General features: G+C 38.9%; 16 protein-coding genes. 10 read left to right on the forward strand and 6 right to left on the reverse strand.

Annotated features, from left to right (window positions below; genetic code table 11):
* Positions 1-7: 7 nt before the first annotated feature.
* Positions 8-676, reverse strand: a complete 669-nt coding sequence (locus N477_RS19060; protein ID WP_155731959.1) for a chromosome partitioning protein ParA — start codon at positions 674-676, stop codon at positions 8-10.
* 220 nt (positions 677-896) lie between these two features.
* Here N477_RS19060 and N477_RS19065 point away from each other — a divergent pair, with 220 nt between their 5' ends.
* Positions 897-1,793, forward strand: a complete 897-nt coding sequence (locus N477_RS19065) for a response regulator (protein ID WP_063362694.1) — start codon at positions 897-899, stop codon at positions 1,791-1,793.
* Between the two features lie 20 nt (positions 1,794-1,813).
* Here N477_RS19065 and N477_RS26360 read toward each other — a convergent pair whose 3' ends face one another.
* The 3 genes from N477_RS26360 to N477_RS19080 all read right to left on the reverse strand — a co-directional run bounded on the left by N477_RS26360 (position 1,814) and on the right by N477_RS19080 (position 5,667).
* Positions 1,814-2,131 carry a helix-turn-helix domain-containing protein gene (locus N477_RS26360; RefSeq protein ID WP_196760664.1) on the reverse strand — a complete coding sequence of 106 codons (318 nt, stop codon included), beginning with the start codon at positions 2,129-2,131 and terminating at the stop codon, positions 1,814-1,816.
* Between the two features lie 971 nt (positions 2,132-3,102).
* The gene (gene dbpA, locus N477_RS19075) at positions 3,103-4,491 is read right to left on the reverse strand and encodes an ATP-dependent RNA helicase DbpA (protein ID WP_063362740.1); all 1,389 of its coding nucleotides are present in this window, start codon (positions 4,489-4,491) and stop codon (positions 3,103-3,105) included.
* Positions 4,492-4,674: 183 nt separating this feature from the next.
* Positions 4,675-5,667: a hypothetical protein gene (locus N477_RS19080; protein ID WP_231098124.1), complete on the reverse strand. Its 993-nt coding sequence runs from the start codon at positions 5,665-5,667 to the stop codon at positions 4,675-4,677.
* A 364-nt stretch (positions 5,668-6,031) separates the two neighbouring features.
* Here N477_RS19080 and bamE point away from each other — a divergent pair, with 364 nt between their 5' ends.
* On the forward strand, positions 6,032-6,397 hold the full coding sequence (gene bamE, locus N477_RS19085) for an outer membrane protein assembly factor BamE domain-containing protein (RefSeq protein ID WP_063362697.1): 366 nt from the start codon (positions 6,032-6,034) through the stop codon (positions 6,395-6,397).
* 515 nt (positions 6,398-6,912) lie between these two features.
* Here the strand turns inward: bamE and N477_RS19090 are convergent.
* A complete protein-coding gene (locus N477_RS19090) occupies positions 6,913-7,278 on the reverse strand; it encodes a DUF805 domain-containing protein (protein ID WP_063362698.1) in 366 nt (121 codons plus the stop codon).
* A gap of 371 nt (positions 7,279-7,649) precedes the next feature.
* Here N477_RS19090 and N477_RS19095 point away from each other — a divergent pair, with 371 nt between their 5' ends.
* On the forward strand, positions 7,650-8,300 hold the full coding sequence (locus tag N477_RS19095) for an ABC transporter ATP-binding protein (protein WP_063362699.1): 651 nt from the start codon (positions 7,650-7,652) through the stop codon (positions 8,298-8,300).
* Positions 8,297-10,831 (forward strand): ABC transporter permease, encoded by a 2,535-nt coding sequence (locus tag N477_RS19100; RefSeq protein ID WP_063362700.1) that lies wholly within the window; start codon positions 8,297-8,299, stop codon positions 10,829-10,831. Before N477_RS19095 ends, N477_RS19100 begins: the two co-directional genes overlap by 4 nt.
* A 61-nt stretch (positions 10,832-10,892) precedes the next feature.
* Here N477_RS19100 and N477_RS19105 read toward each other — a convergent pair whose 3' ends face one another.
* A complete protein-coding gene (locus N477_RS19105; RefSeq protein WP_063362701.1) occupies positions 10,893-12,590 on the reverse strand; it encodes a serine hydrolase domain-containing protein in 1,698 nt (565 codons plus the stop codon).
* Positions 12,591-13,116: 526 nt separating this feature from the next.
* Between N477_RS19105 and N477_RS19110 the strand changes: the two genes are divergently transcribed.
* The 6 genes from N477_RS19110 to N477_RS19135 all read left to right on the forward strand — a co-directional run bounded on the left by N477_RS19110 (position 13,117) and on the right by N477_RS19135 (position 18,921).
* On the forward strand, positions 13,117-14,325 hold the full coding sequence (locus tag N477_RS19110) for a hypothetical protein (protein ID WP_063362702.1): 1,209 nt from the start codon (positions 13,117-13,119) through the stop codon (positions 14,323-14,325).
* Between the two features lie 159 nt (positions 14,326-14,484).
* Positions 14,485-14,835: a DUF5329 family protein gene (locus N477_RS19115; RefSeq protein ID WP_063362703.1), complete on the forward strand. Its 351-nt coding sequence runs from the start codon at positions 14,485-14,487 to the stop codon at positions 14,833-14,835.
* A 552-nt stretch (positions 14,836-15,387) separates the two neighbouring features.
* Positions 15,388-17,016, forward strand: a complete 1,629-nt coding sequence (locus N477_RS19120) for a methyl-accepting chemotaxis protein (protein WP_063362704.1) — start codon at positions 15,388-15,390, stop codon at positions 17,014-17,016.
* Between the two features lie 286 nt (positions 17,017-17,302).
* Positions 17,303-17,965, forward strand: a complete 663-nt coding sequence (locus tag N477_RS19125; RefSeq protein WP_063362705.1) for a C39 family peptidase — start codon at positions 17,303-17,305, stop codon at positions 17,963-17,965.
* A 55-nt stretch (positions 17,966-18,020) separates the two neighbouring features.
* Positions 18,021-18,458, forward strand: a complete 438-nt coding sequence (locus N477_RS19130) for an N-acetyltransferase (RefSeq protein ID WP_063362706.1) — start codon at positions 18,021-18,023, stop codon at positions 18,456-18,458.
* Between the two features lie 253 nt (positions 18,459-18,711).
* On the forward strand, positions 18,712-18,921 hold the full coding sequence (locus tag N477_RS19135; protein WP_023398163.1) for a cold-shock protein: 210 nt from the start codon (positions 18,712-18,714) through the stop codon (positions 18,919-18,921).
* Positions 18,922-18,931 lie beyond the last annotated feature (10 nt).

An 18,931-nucleotide genomic window follows, 5' to 3' on the forward strand; every position in this document is an offset into this window, starting at 1 on the left:
AGCCCTGCTACGTGTTTCCGTTATTGGGTTCAGATTGCTTTACGGCCTCAAGATAGCGACTTTCAATAAACTTGTTTTCCTTAGTTAGGTGTTTAATTTTTTGCTTGGCTTGTTGTAATTCCGTTTCGAGAGCTTTGGTATCTATATCACCTGATGGCTCAGGTAAATCAACAGAGAGTTGATCAATGAGTTGGTTTTGCTCTGCTATTTGTCGTTCATATTGTTGTACTAAAGCTTGAATTTCTTGCTCATTTGGTGAATGTTCACTGACTTGCACAGACTTCATTTGAGTTTTTAATTGCTCGATTTCTTTTTGTAAATCGGTGTTTTCTTGTTTGAGGCTACCTACCGACTGAAACTGATCTTCTAATTTTGTTTTTGCATATTTGAGCTTTTTACCGCTCATGTCTAAATCTCCTTTGAGTCGTTTAATTAGCTTTTGAGAACGGGATAGTTTTTTATTGAGCTCGTTTATAGAGGCTTGTTCTTCTTTGGTGATATGGTCTGCTGTGGATGCGCGGATCTGGGCCAGCTGGTTTTCAAGATTTGCTTGTACGTGAAGGAGTTCGGTGATGGTTTGCTCATGTTGGTTGTTAAATTGTGTTGCCCGCTCTACTGAGTCTTTGCATAAGGCCACCACCTCATTTGACTCTGGACTGTTTGTTTGATTATTCATGAACACGCCTGCGAATTTTCTAAACTCTCTTAATATCAATAACAGAATATAAAACCATGCCGCTAAAATAAGCAGGCCGAAATTTAAGGCAATATACTGGTAAACTTCTATCGGCAACATGTCAGTTTTTCATCGCATCATTGATTATCAATAGGATAAGTTTAGTTTTACTGCAAAATTCTGCCTATACTGAATATGAAAATTTAATATTGAGGTAAAAGTGAAAGTTCTGATAGTGGATGATAGCCATGCAACATGTGAAATTATCAGGCGTGCACTTCAACAGTTTACGTATCGCAAGTTATTTATTTCTTGTTCAAATAGTGTTGATGATGCACTTGAATGCATAGAGTTATGGCAACCTCAGATAATATTAACAGATTGGCATATGCCTGATAAGTCGGGTATTGAGTTGCTACAGGTGGTTGGCACAACACACCCTGAGATCCCTGTTGGCATGGTATCTACGGTCGATGAAGAAGAGCAAATCATTTACGCTAAGTCTATGGGCTGTGCTTTCTTTTTATCTAAGCCATTCGCTGACAGCGAGCTTAGAAAAGCTATCATGCCGTTGGTCAAAGATTTAGAAGCCAAAGAATTGATGGTTGAGCAAGAGGTGCCAATAAAGGAGGGATTGGCACTACCAAAAACAGATTTTTTAGAGCGCTTAATGCAAAAGAACATCAGTGAATCACTTACGCTCAAGCCTATTCGCGCGCAATCATTGGATGAAAGTAAATTACCCTGTGTCATGGTGGTTTATGCGGAGAGAGGGAGCCAAAAGGTTCGTGTTATCTGTGTATTGGATGTTTATGCGACTTGTGTGTTGGCTAGTAGCATAGAAGTGATCCCTGAAGATGAGGCGCAAAGAGCCATTCATATGAATCAAATAAATGCGCATATTATGACTGCGTGCAAAGAGGCGCTTGGTAAAACAGCGTACGCATTTTTAGACAATCAAAGTAAAATGAGCTTGTTTGTCAGAAGCTGTAAGTGTGTTTATACCCATCACCCGAAACTAGAGTTACTTTATAAATACCCCCTCGATAGCCGAATTGACTTAAGTTGTGAGAGAGAAGGAATGGCACAAGGCAAAATGCTTATTGTCGGTGTTTAGCTTACCTTAAGTTATAAAAATTAGGCATTCTCTGTACTTGCCACAGCCGCTTTTCTATATTTCGCAGGTGTGGTGTCGGTGAATTTTTTAAAAGCAATATAAAAAGTAGACTGGTTATTATACCCACATAGCGCTGATACTTGCTTTAGGCTCATTTTTTTATGCTCAGTTAGTAAGTTTTTTGCCAGCTGGATCCTGTGATGATTGATGTATGAGGTAAATGAGACACCTAAGTTGTCGTTCAATATCTGTGATAGATGTGGAACGGATATATTAAGTTTATCAGCCACTTGAGATAATGACAGATTGGGGCATTTATATAGCTCATCTTCAATCATGAGTTTTTCTAACGCTTTTAAAACAGGGCTAGCCTTTACATGAGAAATCTTTTTACTGGCATATTTTTCTGGCTTGGACTTATGAAGTTTAGAAATGAGTAAGGTGAGACTTAAATATAGTGGCAGCAGAAAACACAAGATGCCTATGGTATATGAGGTATAACTTGTAAATACATCAGCGAGCCAAAGTCCAATAGATGTGCATAAGATAACGATTGGAAATTGTGTGTACCTTGTTTGAAATAGCTCAAGGTCGTTATTAACAATAGTAGGGTATATGGATATCAATGAGGCTATCAAATAGACAAACCAGCAATAAATAATAACAGTCGATATGTGTATATTCCAAAGAGCTGAATAATGCTCATACGGCCATAGTACGCCGATTATGATAGCGAGGCTTGCGGGCGGTATTAAATGCGCTTTCCAATTAAGGTTTTTAGCTGTTTTTTGTTTAAAAGATTGCTTTATATATAGCAATAATACAGGTCCGGATAGAAAATTTGCCGTTAACCCCAGCTGTAAATAGGTTTTGCTTGCTTCGGGGTAAAAGAAAAAACATACAGATTTACTTATCCTTATGAATATCATAAAAATAAAAAGAGATAACAGTTTGTGAGCGCGATTGGAAGATTTATTAATAAAAAAATAGATACTCAAAACTAGCGCATTCAATGCACCTGCGACACTTATAAAAAGCCAAAAATAAGTTGAATCTAAAACCATGAGACTCTCTACTACATATTTGCTTTTATTTTAGGGGGAGGAGAGGGGAGTTTTCAATTGCAAAACTTGCATAAGAGTAGGGGTTGATTTTGATATTTTAGGCGTTCAATTAGTTATAAACTATTATTATCTCATAATATAAATTACGGGGAGAATGAGATGGTTTTTATTAACTTGCTAATATACAAGGATATATGATGTGAATTTCAATCAAATTCACATCATATAAACGTACTTTAATAAATTTATTGCGTTACTTTTCTTGCTCTAAATTGACGACCTTTCATTTTCCCTTCTGAAATAATCTTCAAGGCCTTATTGGCTAGCTTGCGCTCTACGGCTACGTAGGAAGTGATTGCTGTGACTTTGATTTTACCAATTTGTGAGCCTTGGATTGATTTATCTGAGGTCAGCGCACCTAAAATATCACCAGGGCGCAACTTGGATTTTTTACCGCCATCAATTTGTAGTGTGACCATAGGGGCTCTGGCAATCTGATTACCGAACACATCGTCATTGGGTAGTGGAGTGGGGTCAATGGTTTGCCCAAGATAGTCTTCTAATGCATTGACTTTATGGGACTCTTTATAGCTCATAACTGAGCATGCTACGCCAGTGTTACCTGCGCGACCAGTACGACCAACACGGTGAACATGTACTTCAGGATCATGTGCTATATGATAGTTTAAAACCATATCGACATGATCAACATCAATGCCTCTAGCGGCAACATCCGTTGCGACTAAAATCGTTAAGCTTTTATTAGCAAATCGAACAAGTGTGCGATCTCTGTCTTTTTGGTCTAAATCGCCATGCAGCGCTGCGCTATCAAAGCCCAGTTGCTTGAGGTTATCACATACAGATTGACATTCAGCTTTGGTGTTACAAAACACAACCGCCGATGTGGGTTGGAACTTTAACAGCAGCTTTTGTGTTGCAACAAGCCTTGCTTCATTATCTGGTATTTCATAGAAAAACTGTTCAATTGAGCTATGGTCATGCGTTGCTTCAACGGTTACCTTTTCAGCATTGTTCATAATATGCTTTGCAAGTTGCTCAATGCGTGGTGGATAGGTCGCGCTAAATAGCAAATTTTGTCTATTGCTTGGGCAATGCTCAAGAATACATTGAATCGCATCTTCAAAACCCATCTCTAGCATTCTATCTGCTTCATCCAATACAAATGTATTCACTTCATCCAGTGATAAGCGGCCTTTACGTAAATGTTCTTCAATTCGACCTGGTGTACCAACCACGATATGAGCACCGTGTTCTAAAGAACCAATTTGAGGCCCCATAGGTGCGCCACCACATAATGCTAAAACCTTGATATTGTGAATCGCCCTTGCAAGCTTGCGTATTTCAACGGCAACCTGATCTGCCAACTCTCGAGTTGGGCAAACGACCAGTGCTTGTACGCGAAATCGCTTAACGTTGAGGTTATGCAACAGGCCTAAAGAAAATGCAGCTGTTTTACCCGAGCCTGTTTTCCCCTGACCAATTAGGTCTTTACCAGCTAAGATTTTGGGTAGTGTTTGGGCTTGTATGTCTGTCATGGCTGTGTAGCCAAGAGAGTTAAGGTTATCTAATAGGGCGTTTGAAAGTGGCAAACTAGTAAAAAGCGACTGAGACAAAGCAGGAATCATCTATTGTGGAATAAAAGCGAATTATAACACGTGCACTTGGCTGTGAGTATCTTTGAGGGGAGTTGGCAGGTTTAATTTGTTCTGTTCACGCTTTTTTGACTGTGTTGATTTACTCGTCGAGCCATACTGCAATGCGATATGTTGGCTAATTCAGTCTCTCAATAAACTAGTTTAAGGCGCCAACCTGCTGTTAATACTTGCTATGAAGTTGGCTGGGTCGTCTACCCCAATAAACAGGCTTTTAGTGGTTCCTTTAGGCTTATTGAGTGATATTCCTATATTAGGTACGCCAGAATAGTTAAAACGCTTAAGATCTTTTCCGCGCGTGACAGGTTGATTGTTCTGCTTAATGTCCAAGATGTTATTAAGTGGTATTACAATGGGATTATATAAACCATATCTTATTATCAAAGTATCTTCAGTCAAAGAGATTGGCCTTTTCGTTATGGCCCGATACTCAGCGATAAAGAACACTAAACTGAAGATAGTCAGTAAGCTGATAATATTTGCAGCCATTGGAGACCAAATAAAGTGCAGTAGTAAGTGCACAATGGGAATTTCAATTGCAATTAAAATAATAAACCCTAGCAGGTTGCTGTGAGACCCATCTTTTTGGTGATAACTAAAGTGAACATTGCCTTGATAGGTTTTTGTGTGAATACGTTTTGGCACGAGTGCAAATGTCCACATACGTATTTCAAAGCAGAAAAACTGCGCGAATTTGCCAGAGCCAAGATAACGAGAGACGGACTGTTCTAACGATACATCAGGGTCTTGCCCTTTTTTTAGCGCGATGTTTATCGCCCAGTAAACACTAAATACCGCTGCAAGCTCAAAAAGCAGAACAATGGCAAGCACCAAATATCTGTCTTGTTCTAAATATGGCCACAGAACTTTATGTTCATCTGGAATAATGTAACTACCAATTAGTACTGCTAAGCAAATTAATATAAGGGCTTTGAGAAGCGCCTCTTTTTTATCTTTTACACATATAAAACAAATAACCGGTATCGCAATCAATACATCAATGAGAAATAACCACTCCCATCTTTCTTTACCGTAATCATTCCACATATTTTGTGTATTGAAATAGATGAACCATAAAGAGGACATGGCAATTAAAAAAATGAAGGGCAATTTTGAGTTGGTCGATAAATTCATCATTACATTCGATAAGGATATTTTTATAATTCTTTTTAAGAAGAGTCTATCAGTACCTCTTAAACAAACAAAATATAAAATAAAAGCAAGGGTGTTAACTTCTCAAATGACTCGCATATTGTGGTAATACATAGTTATTAATTCACTTGGATTGCATCATCCTGTTTATCAGTATTAATAATTTAATTTTTTAGAACGGTTTGGTTTTTAAGGTTAATATGCCATGAAAAAACTTCAATTAAAAGTGGATTTATATAGGTAAAAGGTATTGAAATGATCATTAAATGGGCAGATAATGCTGCTGCTCTTTAGTCTTACTATTTAAGACAGACTTACGAGTATAGGACGAACATTAAAAGGAAGATAAATGAAAAACTTACTGATCATAATTTTTACCACATTTATTCTAGCTGCATGTAGCAGCACACAAAGCGGAAAAGACTTTGACATGGAAGTAGTTAAGTCGTTTAAAAAAGGTGAAACGACTCAAGAAGATGTAAGAAAAGCCATTGGTGACCCAAGTGGCATGGACGACTTGGTTGATGGTGAAACGGCATGGCAATATTATTTTCATGAAAATAAAAGCAGTGGATTAAACTATGTTCCTGTTGCTGGCGCTTATGCCGGTGGTTCAAAGGGCACTAGTAAACATGTAACTATCCGCTTTGGTAAAGATGGTATCATGAGTGGTATGTCATTTAGAGAAATTGAAAGCGGTTCGTCACGCTTTTAAAAATTGAGAATGATATGCAGCGCCGTTTGATTGTAGATCATTCGGCGTTTTTGGCGATAACTAGTTACCAATTTTATTAAACTTGATAGCAAGTAATAGGCGGATTATTAAATTTATTTTTTATAAAATATTTAGCTTCTCTTACTTAGTTAACAGGTATCCACAAACACCTTTCTTTGAATTCTATCGATTTTACGTATTTCCTATCTAGTGTTTTTCTGTGTAGTGCTTGAATTCTTTTAAATGTTCTAAGCTGATATGTGTTTATTCTATATAAACAAGGAGCTTAGTATCAGTTTTATGGTCTTTAAGCGAAGGCTTATTTTCATAATATGGCTTGCTGACTAGATCGAGCCATCAAAATTTAAAATGCTCATTGCAACAGTTGATGCTGTATTTTAAGTCATGAGCTAATAGTGAAGTTAGTCTTTTTACAGGCTTAAACGCTGTAATAGTGGGAAAAGTACCGGGGGTGCGTCAAAAATTAACTAATTAATGACGCACTCAACTCTTTATTAGGCTACTGCCTCACCTTCATTTGCCACTTTCGGGTTAAGGCCATATTGGTTTTCACTTTCTTCACCCTCTAAGATGAAAAAGACAAATAATGCCAAGGTACCAATTATTGGTATAAAGGCAATCAGCATCCACCAGCCTGATCTTCCAGTGTCATGCAAACGTCTAACGCTTAGTGCGAGGGTAGGTACAAAAATAGCTAATGCATAGATAATGCCTAAGAAAGATGTGCCAAGTAACCCATCAATAAAGCCTAATATAACAGAGACAATTATGTTGAATAAAAAGAACATCCAGTATTCTTTTCTTCTCGCTCTTCCTTCAAATACCGCATAGTTTTTTAAGACGGATATATACCATTCCATTTTTGGTTCCTTTATTAATTGTAATTTCCTAGTTTGGGAGTCCGATTGCCTTTGGTGCTGTAATGTCCGTTAGCAGCTGTTTGTACCTAGATACAAAATAGCTATGTTGTTTCCCTGCGCATAAAAGTAAATCAATCATGCTATTGTCACAAGAGGTAATTGTAAAAAACTCATCTTTTATGTGAAAAATCATAAAAATCACGATTAAATCATTTTAAAATTAGTATTTTATCTTCATATGGAACTTTACTTTTTAATTATATAAGTATTTTAAATTACACATAAGCACACTGTTCGTTCTTCACATGCATTTCACGCAATTTAATAAACACTTAGGTCATAAATTAGTTTAAGCGCAATAAGGAATGAACATGGGTGTTAAATTGGATGTCCTCGATTTGGAACACACGATTAATTTGGTAAATGGAGAACCTCTACATTTACTTAAGAATATTTCAATGTCAATTGAGGCGGGCGAGCATATTGCTATTGTGGGCGCCTCTGGCTCAGGAAAATCAACACTTCTCTCTTTGCTGGCAGGGTTAGAGACATTGCAAAAAGGCAAAATCTGCTATCAAAAAAACCTTGAAGTATTGAGTGGTGTGACTGGTGTATCCGGTTTTATTTTTCAACACTTCCATCTATTACCTGAGCTAAATGCGCTACAAAATGTGGCACTGCCTTTGATGTTACGGGGTGAAAGTACAGCACAACAGCGCGCGTTAGAGAAACTAAAACTTGTGAATTTAGAGGCGCAAGCCAAACAGCCTGTTACTAAGTTGAGTGGCGGCGAGCAACAACGTGTGGCGATTGCCCGTGCGCTCTGCAATGAGCCACAGGTTTTGTTTGCGGATGAACCGACAGGGAACCTAGATCATAAAACGGCAGAACAGGTTTTTGATCTTATGCTGCATGGTGCGAAAGCATCAGGCACTACCATGGTGGTGGTGACTCATGACCTTAATCTCGCTTCAAAATTAGATAAAACATACAAGCTTGAAAATGGGGAATTAAAGCTATGAGTGAGCCATATGCTGAAAATCAATTAGACAGTTCAAGCTGTCAATTAATGCCTGCCAGCAAGTTATTCATTAAAGTATTTATATCGCAAATTATGCAAGGAAAGCATCTAATTACATTGCTAAGTTTGGGTCTTTTATTTTTGTATCTGAGCCTAACCAGCTTATTTGGTCAAGGCGTTGATAGATATTTAAACAATAACTTGCAGACGATGTTAGGCGCTGATACGCAGTTAACCGTTACCAGAGATTGGCATGATCATGAAAGGCAATGGATGCAAGCGCATGCAGCCAAAAGTAGTTTTATTAATAGTTATGAAGTGACATTAAGTGCGCAAGCCGCTTTTAGCCATACAAAACTCAAAGCGGTAGATCAAAGCTATCCTCTCAATGGTGATGTGACAGTGTCTTACACACCAAGTTTTACGCCATCTTTGGAGTCTACTGGACCAAAATTAGGAGAGATCTGGCTTGAGCCTCATCTAGCTCGTGCACTGAATGTTAAGGTTGGTGATACTGTTTCCCTTGGTCACAACACATTGATGGTGAGTGCGCTATTGCTCAATGAGCCTGACAGAATCATTCAAGGATATAGCAGTGATAAACGTGCCATTGTGTCTCAAAAAAGTATTGAGCATTTGGAGATGATCCCGCTTGAGCGCCAAGTATTAATTAATCACCCATTGGACTTTACAAAGGAGCACCTACAGCGCTTACAGAACAACAGTGCTGATTTAAACATGGTTAGTAAATTACTGAACAACTATCCGATGGCACATGCGTGGAAAAGAGTGCAGAACTTTATGGGGTTGATCAGCTTTGTGATTGTCTTACTGACTTGCCTATGTCTATGGCTTAGCCAAAAAAGCCATGTAGAGCCGCTTCAAAATGTGTTGGCAGTGATGTTAGCAAATGGTGTTAAGCGTCAGCAAATTCCATTTATTGTACTGATTTTAATGGCTAGCATTTTGTTCATTAGTTTTATTCCCGCACTGATGATAGCCATTGCCCTCACGGCTGCTCTGGAGTATGCCATTCAGCAACACTTTTTGGCCACATTTGAGCTTATGTGGGATTGGATGGGGATAGGTAAAGCGCTATTTATCAGTATATTACTCTATTTTCTGCTCACGGTTCCGAGTTGGGTAACTCTGATTAAGAGTAATGTCCGAGATCTATTAGAAAAGCGAGAGAATAACTCAATCACTTTCATAGTCAGTGGCTTATGTCCATTATTGTCTCTATTGGTTGTAGTGGTTTTGAATACGGATAACTGGGTGTTGACTGGGTTACTGTTGTCTGGTCTTGCGGTCTGTTTAGTATTATTGCTGGTTTTGGCATGGGGCGGGTTAAGTGCCGCCAATAAGTTACTGTCTGGAAAAGGAGGTATTTTTGCATTTGTACTGTTACTGATGAAGCAACGAATGCGTGTCAAAATTGTACAAATTCTGGCGTTAGGTTTAAGTGCCACATTATTACTATTGTGTCTTCGAGTTGGTCAAGATGTGAGTGATGTGCTTGATAGAGCATTGTTCGCAGACCAAGGAAATATATTTGTGACTCAAGCAACGGCGGAGCAAAAGCAAGCACTTACAGAATTTACTTTACAGCAGCGCGGTGAAGTAAAGCAGTTTAAAGCGTTTCAAAGCGCCAGAGTAACGCATGTTAATAACCTATTGTTAAGTGAAATTGATGCGCCAAGTAGCGACTCTAAATCTCGTTTAGAGCGCAATATCAATCTACATTGGCAAGCTAATCAGCCACAAAACATAAATATTGTCTCTGGCCAGTGGCAAAGTAAAAAGCAAAATGATTTGCCTGCTATCTCTATGGAGCAAGAAGTGTTTGATGAGCTTAATTTAGAGCTTGAGGATGTGCTTACAATGCAAGTTGGTACTCAAAGCCAGCAGTTCAAAATTGCTTCGGTACATCACTACCGTTCAGGTTCAGATATGATCACATTTTGGTTTGTTGTACATCAAGACAGTGCACCAATAGCAGACGAGCAGGTTTTTTATATGGGTAGCGTCGATTTACCAGAGCAAGGCTTACAGCAACTTGGTGAAATTTGGCAAGCTCACCCGAGCATTCGCATGTTACGTGTTGAAGAGTTAATTGCAAGAGTGCGCAGTACAGTACAGACATTTATCTATCTGACCTTGGCGTATGGTGTTTTTATTGCTTTGATGAGTAACTTGCTTGTTATTGCCTCAATCCAAACCCATCTTCAAAGAGATAAGTTAAAGAATGGTTTGCTGATAAGCTTTGGCTTAGATAGTCGGCAAAGTCGTAATATGCTCATCGTTGAATGGAGTATTTTGACCATGATCCCGGTTGCGTGTGCATTAACATCGATATATTTGTTTATCGGTCAAATTTATCAGGCAGGGTTTGGTTTACCGTATAGGCCAAATGACTTCATGCTTTTAGTTGAGGCCATTACTATCGTTGCGGCGATTGCGCTGGGTGGTATTTTCTTAAGCCGCAAGCAACTCAAGCAAAATGTGGTGACCTTACTTGAACAGCGTGGCTAAAAATTGTTCTTAGGCAAATTAATAAAAGGACCAAGAGGTCCTTTTATTTAAATGTTAGCAATTACTGAATCTCAGTCGAGATTTTTTTAAATTGGTAACCCAGTGCTTTTAGTTTGTTTGGTTCTTGAAAATCAAATACGGTGCCAATCCCACGCCCATACCCTTGAACTTGAAGCAGGTTTTCGTCAACCACTTTCATAGCGCGTACAAATCCATGTTTGACAGATACGGCTAGCAGCGCTTGAAACTCTGGTGAATATCGTAATTCAATATCGCCTATCTCTGGGTTGGTAGTTTCAACTTGATAATAGCCCAATAACTTTTCTAGCTCAGGAGTCAGTTTTGTTGTAACGAGTTTGCTAAAAACATTGGCTGAGTCTCTACCGTTGTAGGTAAAGCGAAACCCATCAATGGCTTGCGTCAGCTTGATCCTTACATCGCCTTTTTCACCGATAATTTGGTAGCTGTCTGAATCAACTTGTTTGAGCTGTTTAATAGCTTGCCCTGGAATGAGCATGACGAATTCTCCACTGGGCGTTTTCTCAATGAATATGTTGCGTCTACCAGCATAAAAACCAGCTTCTAGCGTTTTCGGTAGGGGTGGCTGAGAAGAAGATGTTTGAGTGTTTTTATTGTCTAAAAATGGTCCTTTTTCGGATTGAGTGGCTATGTTTGTCACCATTTTGGCGATATCGAAAACCGTATCGTCGCCGTCTCTGTTATTCGTTGTAACAAATACGCCAAAGTTCAGTTCGGGCACGATATACATCATGCTTTCATACCCTTGATAACTGCCATCATGACTAATTGCAATGTGGCCATTAAAGTGGTCAACGAAAAAACCTAATCCCATTTCGTGGTCACCGTCTAACTGGATATGCGCATTTTGCACATTGCGAACCCTTGTAATGAGCGAGGAGGGCACGATTGCATGGCTATCATAGTTCCAGCTGTCGAGTATTGCTTGCATGTAGCGCGCCATATCATTACCAGTTGAAATAATACCGCCGGCGGGCGTCAGTAAAGAAGCGAATTTAGGTTCTTGAGCAGTACCACTGTAGCTTTGCGCCATTTGTACTGGCAGTGGACCGTTTGGCAAGTGGCTCAAGGTATTGTTCATCGCCAGCGGCGTGAAGAATTCAGTTTGCAAGTAATCTTGCCAGCTTTGACCACTTATTCTTGAAACCAGTAATCCGGCTAACCCAAACGCATTATTATTGTAGGCAGAAATAGTGCCCCTGTTCCACACAAGATAGTCGTCACTTAATAAAGCCGCTAATGAGTTAAGGTCTTTATTAGGACTTGTTGTTGGCTCATCACCACGGAACCAGCCTGTTGGGATGCCACTTTGATGGGTTAAGAGATCACGCACCGTTATTACGTTATTATTATTGGGAAGCGTCTTTGGTTTAAAGTCAGGTAAGTGCTTATAAACACTATCATCTAGAGAAAGTTTTCCTTGGTTCACTAATTTAAGCACAGCGAGTGTGACAAACGTTTTAGTGATGGAAGCAATGCGAAATTGGGTATCAGGAGTGACAGGTTGTTGTGTTTCTGTATTTGCTAGACCAAAACCCTGTAACATGACAGGTGTATTGTCTTTCACCACTGCAATAGATAAACCTGTGGTTTCTCCTCCAGCTAATCGATGTTCAATTTGCTGGGAGATTTTCTGTATATCAGTTTGATCCAAAGCAAACGTACAACTACTCAGTGATAATCCTGCGATTAAGCTTGCAAGCAATGTGATTTTTTTCATGGTAATCCTTACTTATTTTGGGTAGTGGTGACGGTTTGTTATTAAAAAAATTGCGTCACTCAGCTTGTAGACGATAAAGGTACGATTAAAATTAATGCAATTATATCAACCTCAATGAGTTATGTGAGTTGACAAAATAATGAGCATGAAAGTCTCTGGGTTTGTTATTTTGCATTTTAGGAATCTTTTCATTTTGCGAATTGCAATTTGCAAAATGAAAAACTGCTTAAACATGTCGAGAATCTATGAGTAATACGCTAAAAATGAGATGAGAGAAATATATAAGTAACTTATTCAATAGCTTACCGATTTTAACTTAGAGCTTTTACAAGTTTTTAGGTTGCTTGCTGTACTGATATAAATTTGTCACTAACAGGGTCGTTCAGCTTATTTTGCAGTGAAATAAGCGAATAAAAATGAGGGTGAAATAAAATACCCATAATTAACAAGGTGGTGAGGAAAATATTATTTCTTCGGTGTGATTATTGCATGAGTACGACTAACTTAAATAAACAATGGTGTATTCATGACAAAAACACAGAACATAGCAACTAAGTTGGGTGCAGCAGCACTCGCACTTACAGCAAGTTTTTCTGTATTAGCTGACGATAACGCCTGTTTAGAGGGACTTTTTGCAATTGACAGGTTCGCAGCAGATGGGCAGAGCGCGGTTTTTCATATCGATACGAGTTCTAAAACGAGCCGAGAGGTACCCGGCGCATCTTTCGCTTCAAGCAACTTAGCCGGGTCTGGTGCAAAGCTGTATGCAATGCAACGCGTCGACAGCGAAACAAATGCTTCGAAATTGTATGAGTTTGATATGCAAACCATGCAGCAACGTGAAGTGGCCGACACGGTAAGCTATCCTATTAAGCGCTCAGCAGTTTCCCCATCCGGTGATTTTCTTCTGGCCACGAGCCAAACCTACATGTATCAATTTGATCTGACAACGGGCGAAAAAACAGTCCTTGGAAAAATGAAGTCAGACGATGCCAGCTATGATGACTTCGACCATGGCGATATTGCGTATTCGGCAGATGGTAATTTGATATATGTACTGAACGGTAAAGCGTTATATGTACTAGACGAAGCATCTATGTCGCTGACTGAAATAGGTGAGCACAATTTAAATTGGGCTTCAGGTCTTGCAGTGGACGAAAACGGTGTGATTTACGCATCTGCGAGAAACAGCGGTGAAAATGCTAAAATTTACACGCTTGATGCGCAAACTGCACAAGCAACATTGCTGATGGATGGACCAGAGCATATTGCTGATTTAACTTATGTACAAGGGTGTGGAAACACCTTGCCCGTTATTGCAAATGCGTTGCAGCAAGAAGTTAATAAAGCCAACCAGTATTGGCGAGGTGAGGCGGTCGAGGACAAAATCGCAAACTTGGCTGGATTCAAAGATGGTACTTTTAACTTTAACGCAGAAGGTTTTCCTGTTGAGTCAAAAGACAAGTTGAATAAGCACAATAAGTTTACTAAAAACCCCAATGCTAATCGTTGCGCGCGGATGTGGAATAACATGTTAGATCATCAATATGTACTAAACCGCAGCGGTAAAGGCCGTAAAAAAGCGGATGGCAGTACAAAATGGTACTTCTCTACTGCTGATGGCGAATATAAAGTGGTTAAAGCAAGTAAAGGCATTTGCTATTACGGCTATGCGTCCGGTGAAGCAGGTCGCATTATCTACAACACAAAAACAGGTATAGTAAGCGTTCAATAAATTAAGTTTTATAGCCTTAACTAAGCGCGGCTAATTGGCTGCGCTTTTTATTTTAAACTCGGTGCAACTATTTAGCTTTTTATAACGTCTAAGTGTTCATATTTATGCAAAGTGTCATAATATTTATTTTTGTCAGGTATGTGAATATTTAGGAAAGTAATGAAACTTTATTTAGTAATATTTATATTGTGGAGCTCGACATATTCGCTAAAAAGCGCTGCCTCAACAGCGGCTGAAATACAGCATTTATTGACCTTCATTGAAACGTCTCATTGTCAGTATGAGCGCAATGGCTCACTACATTCGGCACGTGATGCTAAGCAGCACATTAGTAAAAAGTATCATTACTATCAAGATGATATTGAGTCGGCGGAAGATTTTATAAGTTTAACGGCTTCCAAAAGTAGCTTATCTGGTAAGCCGTATCTTATTCACTGTAGTAATAGTAAATCAATAAAGAGTAGTGAGTGGTTACTCTCAGAGCTCAAGGTATTTAGAAAGAAAAAATAGCACAGAGCAAAAAGCGATAACTTATACAGTGAAGGGTTATTCTATCTTAATTTATAATTCTTTTTTATTATTTCATGTCGTTTTTTTATTTTGTGACATAGGTGCGATGGTATTGTAACTGTATCTATTGCAACTATTTATAATGCAACAAGTTATATATGGGAAGCTAAAAACTGCTTTTCTCAGTTAATCTTTCTGATCCTTTTATGATCAGTTTTTTATGTTTTATAGTAATTTAATAACATAAATCCATAAATGTTAATAATTAAATTATTCCAACTTTGATTTACTTAAATTATAATATGCCCTTAATTAAGCACTTGTATGCAAAAGTATTTTAATAAAAGGGCACTTCAATTCGTCAGCAAAGAGCTGTATTACTTTGCGGGCCTATAAGCTAAGTCTCATACGTTACCTCTGGTACATACACCTGGAGGTTAACACTCATATTTATTCAAATATCTCACAACCAGTAAAGAGCAAAACCTTAACGCTTTCTACTGGTTTTTGTGCTTTACGGTAATCATTAACTTAGGGATGTATAAACAGCATATGGCACTTAAAGACTTGTCTATTTCAAAGCAAATTGGGTTGAGCTTTGCGTCGATTTTTATGGTTTTTTTCGGGGTAAGCCTGATGACGTACAATGGATTAAAGGGGATCAATGATGACCTTGAACTGATTGTACAAACCAGCATTCCATCGGTTGAGATAGTAAAAGATCTACAAATTGAGATGGCAACCATTCGAAAAGATGAGTTTTTGATTGTCACAAATTCAGAGCACCCGGATATCAATGAATGGATAGTTAACCTTGATAATACAAAATCAGGCCTTAATCAAAAGATTCAAGCATACAGCCAGTTAAATGTGTCAAATCAAGAACGACTTCAGTTCCAAGCGTTTGAGCAGGCTTGGCGTAAATACGCGTCTGCAACATCTGGTTTTAATCGATTAGTGCGTGAGGGTGAAGTTAGTAAAGCTAATTTAATTGTTTTAAACAGCTATAACTTCTACTCAGAAGCCATGGATGAACTGAGCAAGCTGAACAAAATTAATAGCGATAATGTGGGCATGGCCGAAACATCAGCTGTACGTGCAGTGAAAACAGTGATCGCGGTTATCATCATCTGTACATTGGTATCAGCGGTGATGATAGCACTCATTTGTTTTGTCCTAAGCGCTGCAATTAGAAAGCCTCTAGAAAAGGCGAAAGATCTTGCTGGTAGTATTGCCAATGGTGACCTAAGTTCACGTATTGATACACGCTCAGTGGGTAATAATGAACTTGGCGCTTTACTAATGTCTTTGGAGAAAATGCGTGAACAGTTAAATAGCCTTGTTGTGAAGATAAATGACAGCGCTATCCAACTGACAACAGCCGTAGAAGAAGTGAATATGATCTCGGCTCAAAATGCCACAGGCATGCAGAATCAACAAAATGAGTTACAGTCGGTTGCTTCAGCAATGACGCAGATGCAGGCTGCGGTATCTGAAGTGGCAAAAAGTACAGAAATGGGCGCTGAGTCTGCCAATCAAGCCAATGTTAAGTCTCGTGAAGGCAGTGCTGCACTGAAAAGTAACATTGTGCAGATCTCTAGCGTTGCAGATACTGTGTCTCATGCGGGAGATTTAGCCCACAATCTAGAAAAGAACTCACAAAACATCAATGTTGTGGTGGATGTTATTCGTGAAATCGCTGAGCAAACTAACTTGCTTGCATTAAATGCCGCGATTGAAGCGGCGCGAGCGGGTGCACAAGGGCGCGGTTTTGCGGTGGTTGCGGATGAAGTTCGCTCTTTAGCACAGCGTACACAAGACTCTACAACTCAGATTGTTGAGATAGTGAGTGATTTGCAGTCTAAATCGAAAGAAACGGGCGAGGCGACCAGAACGTGTCAAAAAGGCATCGATGTGTGCGTACAGCAAACTGAAACAGTCAGCGATACTATCACGCAAATCGAGCAGGAAATTGACAGTATTGCCGCGATGAGTACGCAAATAGCAGCAGCATGTAATGAGCAATCGGTTGTCTCTGAAGAATTGAATCGTAATATTGAAAATATCAATGTTGCCGCAGTTGAAATGACTGAAGGCGCAAATCAAACCTCTCAAGCGTGTCATGAAATAAGTGAATTGGCGCATGGTTTAAAAGCAAGTGTTGAACAGTTTAAGCTCTGAGTTAAAGCGCAAGCAGACTAGTGGAGTGTAAAAAGCCAATTAATTTAAAAATTTTAAGTTAATAGACTAGTATTTTGAAAGCGAGCCATAGTATGGTTCGCTTTTTTATTATATGCACTTATTAATCGCTGAATGGCTTACATGTCTATACACTATTATTCTAATTAAGTTCAGCTGATGAGTGTGTTTTTATTTAGTTTGATATTTTAATAAAAAATTATTTATTAATTTTTATTATTCGAAATTTTTAATCATTTACTTAAATTGATTAAATCAAGGGTAGAATGTGATAAGAGCGGCTATTGTCTTTGTTTTGATAAGCCTTTGCTTTGTGGCAGAAGCGAAGAACTCGCAAAAAATTGTACTGAATGTCCCCTTGGTTGAGCAGGGGAAAAAGTTATGCGGGCCTGCAACCATAGAAATGATTTTTAAGTACTGGGGCATTAAGGATTACACCCAATACGATATCGCTGAGTCTATCTTGAATCAGTATGGAGATATGCCAGTGTTTATCCGCTCTGGTGTATTGAACAATTATCCTCGCAACTGGGCAGATTACCCGGGAACCAAGGTCACTTATTTGCAAGGGTTTTTACAGCGCTTTGGTAAAACACGCAGCATCACAGTCGATAAATCACAAGATTTGGCTGAGAACATTGATGAAAAACGCGCGCAGTTGTTTAATCATATAAAGGCTTACATTGCCAGCGGCATCCCTGTTATTGTATTTCAGTATTGGGAGTTGCCAAAATCGCAAAGCCATTACCGAGTCGTCGTGGGTTATGATGAGGCGAAAAGACTCGTGTATTTAAATGATGCCAAAGGTGCGAAGCGGGTTGTGCAAACTTATGAAGAGTTTTTAAATTTATGGAACGTAGAGCACCCACGGCTGCGTTATTATGCGGTGGCGTTTAATACTGAACGTAAAAAAATAAATATCGAGCTTTGAGAATATAGACATCGTTTGTGATTTTGATATCAATGAGCTTGCCATGAGGAGTCGTATGATTAGAAAAGGTCTGGCATCCGATATTGAACCTGTACTGATGGTGTGGCTTGCTGCGTCTCAACAAGCACATCATTTTGTGCCAGAGAGTTTTTGGCGTGATCACCTCGATACTATGCGACAGGTGTATTTGCCCAGCTCAGATAATTATGTGTATTTGGATAATCAACAAATCATCGGTTTTTATGCTTTGGTAAAAAACACCCTTGCGGCAATTTTTGTTTTACCAGAAAAACAAGGCCAAGGGGTAGGTAAGCAGCTTATTGCAGATGCAAAGTCCCGATGCAATCGCTTGGAGCTGTCTGTATATCAGCGCAATGTTGCGAGCGTGGCATTTTATCAGCAACAAGGTTTTGAAATTATTGCACAAGACGAAGATCCGCTTACAGGACAAGCGCAATATATTATGAGTTGGCAAGATAGGCAGACCGCGTGATGGGGTTTTTTTAAGCCCTTACTTAAGCGATGAATAAGAAAGAATAAAAGGTTGGGTATTTTTTGAACTATTTTTGTAAAAAAGCTCGACAAAACAGAATTTCAGTGTATCCTACGCAGCGTATGAAGATATTTGATTTATTTGTTGTTGTTTGCTTAAGTTTCTGTTTTTGTCATAAAACCTAATTTTAGCCACTCACTTTACTTCCGATACTGTACACATTTTTTTTAATTTTTATATAAATAGGTAATTTATGTCTCAAGTAACAGGCACTGTAAAATGGTTTAACGAGTCAAAAGGTTTTGGCTTCATTGCACAAGAAAACGGTAACGACGACGTTTTTGTTCACTTCAGAGCTATCCAGTCTGAAGGTTTCCGTACTTTGACTGAAGGTCAAAAAGTAAGCTTTACAGTAACTCAGGGCGCTAAAGGTCCTCAGGCTGAAAACGTAACTGTACTTTAATCAGTTATGT

Source organism: Pseudoalteromonas luteoviolacea H33-S, from assembly GCF_001625695.1.
GTDB classification, from domain to species: Bacteria; Pseudomonadota; Gammaproteobacteria; order Enterobacterales; family Alteromonadaceae; genus Pseudoalteromonas; species Pseudoalteromonas luteoviolacea_B.